At 66.4% G+C, this 4,121-nt stretch carries 3 protein-coding genes; 1 reads left to right on the forward strand and 2 read right to left on the reverse strand.

Translation table 11 applies throughout. From position 1 onward, the window contains the following. Together WAW17_RS13010 and WAW17_RS13015 are read right to left on the reverse strand one after the other, a co-directional pair. Positions 1-384 (reverse strand): LLM class flavin-dependent oxidoreductase (locus WAW17_RS13010; RefSeq protein WP_422333380.1); only part of this gene is annotated, 384 nt, incomplete at its 3' end. Positions 385-475: 91 nt separating this feature from the next. After that, complete coding sequence (locus WAW17_RS13015; protein ID WP_422333381.1) at positions 476-2,182, reverse strand: AMP-binding protein; 1,707 nt, start codon at positions 2,180-2,182, stop codon at positions 476-478. Between the two features lie 228 nt (positions 2,183-2,410). On the opposite strand from WAW17_RS13015, the gene WAW17_RS13020 reads away from it, so the two are divergent. After that, complete coding sequence (locus tag WAW17_RS13020; RefSeq protein ID WP_422333382.1) at positions 2,411-4,075, forward strand: AMP-binding protein; 1,665 nt, start codon at positions 2,411-2,413, stop codon at positions 4,073-4,075. Positions 4,076-4,121: the final 46 nt, after the last annotated feature.

Here is a 4,121-nt window from a genome sequence, read left to right on the forward strand (position 1 = left end):
CTCCTCCCGCATCCACCCCAGGCCGAGACAGATCCGCAGACGTCCACGGGACAACCGGTCGAGGGTGGCGAGGCGCTTGGCGAGGACCACCGGATTGTGGTTGGGAAGCACGAGAACACCCGTCGCAAGACCCAGCGTCGTGGTGGCACCGGCAACGAATGACAACAACTCCAGCGGATCCGGCAGTTCGCAGTCATCTGGCAGGTGCGATTTGCCGGTCGGCGAGTAAGGGTATGTGCTCTCGGTGTCCGCGATGACGACCGAGTGCTCCACCGCCGAGATCTCGTCGAAACCGAGTGATTCGGCAGCACGAGCGAATTCGAGAATCCACTCCGGATCACTTGCGTGTCCCAGTTCCACCGGAACCACTACGCCCAACTTCATGCCGGGATGTTCCTCTCGTCGTGCCGATTCATCTTTCAGCCGCTCCCCCGGGTCGCCCGGGTGGTCAGGACCCGTCCGTTTTCCGACATCCTCACATCCCCAGGAAGCGCTCACGCCCGTGAACGCTGAACTCCCCCTCGAGTTCGTCCTTGTCGGCCTCGCTCATCGACGTGTAGACGGGTTCGCCGCGACCCACCCAGTGGAACACCGGTTCGGGACACCGCCAGAGTTGGGCCTGCAGTTCCCGTTTGAGGACCTTGTTCGATCCGGTGACCGGCAGGTGCGAGGACACCCGGAGGAAACGGGGCACCGCTTTGCTGCCGAGGTCGTCCTGGCCGGCGAGGAAGTTCGCGAACTCCGCAGGATCGAACGAGTCGACGTCCGCGACCTCGATCGCCGCCATCACCTGGTCGCCCGATCGCGGGTCGGGCACGGCGTAGACACCGGTGGCGATGACCTGAGGATGCCGGCGCACGATCCGCTCGATCATGAGCGCGGACGTGTTCTCGCCGTCGACGCGGATCCAGTCACCCTTGCGTCCGGCGAAATAGAGGAACCCGGCCTGATCGATGTAGCCCAGGTCGCCGGTCCAGTACCAGCCGTTACGGATGCGATCTGCGTCGGCGTCGTCGTTCTTGTAGTACCCCTCGAATGCCCGCGCACCTTCCTTGTTGATCATCTCGCCGATGGCGTCGTCGGGATTGCGCACCCGCCCGTGCCGGTCGAGAACGGCGGGAGCGCACTCCTCGAAGGTCTCGGGGTCGACCACCGCGATGCCTGCGTGCGCCGGCCGGCCCAGGGCACCTGCCGGTGCTTCCGGATCGAGTTTCACCGATCCCGCACCTTCGCTGGAGCCGTAGCCTTCGAACAGTTCCGCCCCGAATCGGCGGACGAACTCCGACTTGTCCTCTGGTGAGGCCTCGGTGCCGAATCCTCGTTCGAGCGAATTGTCCAGGTCTCCAGGTTGTTTCGGGGTCGCCATGAGGTAACCCAGCGCCTTGCCTACGTACGTGAAGAAGGTGGCGCGGTAGAACTTCACGTCGGGGAGGAATCCGGAGGCAGAGAACTTCCTGGTCAGGCACACCGTGGCACCGTTCGCGAGCGCCGGCGCCCACAGTGCCATCAGCGCGTTGCCGTGGAAGAGCGGCATGCAGCAGTAGTCGACGTCACCGCGGTGGTGGCCGTACTTGACGGTGTTCGCGGCGGCCAGGCGGGCCAGTCGTCCCTGGCTGCACTTGACGGCCTTCGACATACCGGTGGTGCCCGAGGTGAACAGCAGCAGGAACAGGGAATCCTCACCCACCGACGGCTCGGCTGCCGGCTCCGGCACGCGGTGCCGATCGATCAGATCGGCGTAGCCGGGGTCGTCGATCAAGAGGAACCGGCCGGGTTCCAGACCGAGGTCGAGTCCACGAAGCTTGTCCATACCGGCCGCGTCGGTCACGATCAGCTGGCAATCGACGGACCGGATCTCGGCCTCGAGTTCAGTGGAACCGCGGGTGGGATTGATTCCCACCACGGTCGCCCCGGCCAGCGCCGCGCCGCCGAGCCAGAACAGGAAGTCGGGGACGTTCTCGAGCAGGATTCCGATGTGGAACGGTCCTTCGACACGCAACGACCGGCTCAGCGCTCCGCGGGCTGCGCTCTCACGCACCACGGCGTCCCACGTCCAGGTCTGTTCCCGTGTCCGCAGCCCCGGGTGTTGGTCGCCGACCCGATCGAGCAGCATCGCGGCGATCGTGGCGCGCTCGGCGAGCGCGGCCCGGGTCTCGGTGCTCGTCGCCGGCTGCGTGCTCATTCGGCCCCCAACTTCGCGGGCGAGCGCGGGCCGGCCTTTACTCCGGGCTGGTCGAGGTCAATAGTCATGTTCGGGTTCCTCCGGCTGCGATGTCGTTACCGAACGTAACGGCGGTAGAGGCAGGTATCCGCCACAGTCTCGGTCAGTGGAAACACCGCCCGGGACCGATTACGGAAGTGCAATTCTCGATGCTCCCCAGAGCACCCGAGGACGAAAGGCCCACCCCTGATGACGGCTCCCACCGATCCCCAGCTCTATCTAGCCGAGGTCATGACGCGGCTGACCGGTCCCGGCGGCCGTTTCGAGATCGTCGAAGAAGAAGTGCTGGGCACCCGCATGCCGGTCATGAAGAACCGGGACCGCGCCGTCGCTCACCTTCTCGCGGACTCGCGGAAGTGGGGTGACCGCGATTACGTGGTCACCGCCGACCGGCGACTCTCGTACTCCGAGCACGCAGACGCCGCCGCGGCACTCGCCGCCGCGCTGCGCGAGGACTTCGGCGTCCGCAAGGGTGACCGCGTGGCGATTCTCGCCGCCAACACCCCGGAATGGGTACTCGCATTCTGGGCCACCCAGGCACTCGGTGCCATCACGGTCGGACTCAACTCCTGGTGGGTTCCCCGGGAGATCGAGTTCGGACTCCAGAACTGCCGCCCCTCCGTGCTGATCGTCGACGCCAAGCGGAAGGCGCTCCTCGCCGATCTGGACACCACCGGCATCACCGTGCTCACCATCGAGGACGACCTGCCCCGGCTCGTCGCCGCGCACGACGGAGCGCCGCTCCCCGAAGTCGACGTGGACGAGGACGATCCGTCCGTCATCCTCTACACCAGCGGGACGAGTGGCCGCCCGAAGGGCGCACTGCATTCGCAGCGCAACCTTCTCGCTGTGGTCGACTACCACCGGCTCAGCGACGCCCTCATGGCAGCATTCGCCGGACGGTCGAGCGACGCGGACACCCCCAGCGAACTCCGCTACCTGCTGACCTCGCCTCTCTTCCACATCGCGAGCCTGCACAATCTGGTGGTCCCCCGCCTCGCGACCGGCAGCGCCGTGATCATGACGCAGGGCGGTTTCGACGTCGACAAGGTCCTGACCCTCGTCGAGCGTGAACGCGTCACCAACTGGGGCGCCGTACCGACGATGGCGTCGCGGCTGCTCGAGCACGGCAACTTCGACAAGTACGACCTGTCGTCGCTCACCGCGTTCTCGCTGGCGTCGGCACCGTCCTCGATCGCGTTCAAGGAACGGCTGCGTGAGCAGGTGCCGTTCGCGCGCAACGCCCTGGTGGACAGCTACGGCCTCACCGAGTGCAGCACTGCGATCGCCGTCGCGACCGCTCCCGAACTCGAGGCGTTCCCGGGCACGCTCGGCCGTCCGATCATCACGGTCAGCCTGGAGATCCGCGACCCGTTCGGCGAATGGCTGCCCGACGGAACCGAGGGCGAAGTGTGCGTGCGCAGCCCCTTCGTGATGCTCGGGTACTGGGAAGACGAAGCCGCGACGGACGCGGCCATCGGTCCCGGCCGATGGCTGCGCACCGGCGACTTCGGTGTGGTGGAGAACGGCCGGTTGCGGCTGACGGGCCGGCGATCGGATCTGATCCTGCGTGGCGGGGAGAACATCTACCCCACCGAGATCGAACAGACCCTCGACGAACATCCGGACGTCGTCGAATGCGCTGTCATCGGCGTACCCCACGAGGATCTGGGTGAGGAAGTCTCCGCCGTCGTCGTACTGCACGAGGGCACAACCACCACAGCGGAAGAACTGCGCGAGTTCGCAGCCGAGCGGCTCTCCTACTTCAAGGTGCCCACCCGCTGGCGACTGACCACCGATCTGTTGCCGCGTAATGCCACCGGAACGATGGTTCGGCGGCCGCTCACTGTCTGATCCGTCGCCGTCGCCGTCGCCCTCGCCGTCGCCAACCGCCGTCGCC

This window comes from Rhodococcus sp. (in: high G+C Gram-positive bacteria), assembly GCF_049286785.1.
GTDB lineage: Bacteria > Actinomycetota > Actinomycetes > Mycobacteriales > Mycobacteriaceae > Rhodococcus_F.

Excerpts from the sequence above, each read along its gene's own strand:
- WAW17_RS13015 (WP_422333381.1), bottom strand. The coding sequence starts at position 2,182 with ATGAGCACGCAGCCGGCGACGAGCACCGAGACCCGGGCCGCGCTCGCC.
- WAW17_RS13020 (WP_422333382.1), top strand. The coding sequence starts at position 2,411 with ATGACGGCTCCCACCGATCCCCAGCTCTATCTAGCCGAGGTCATGACG.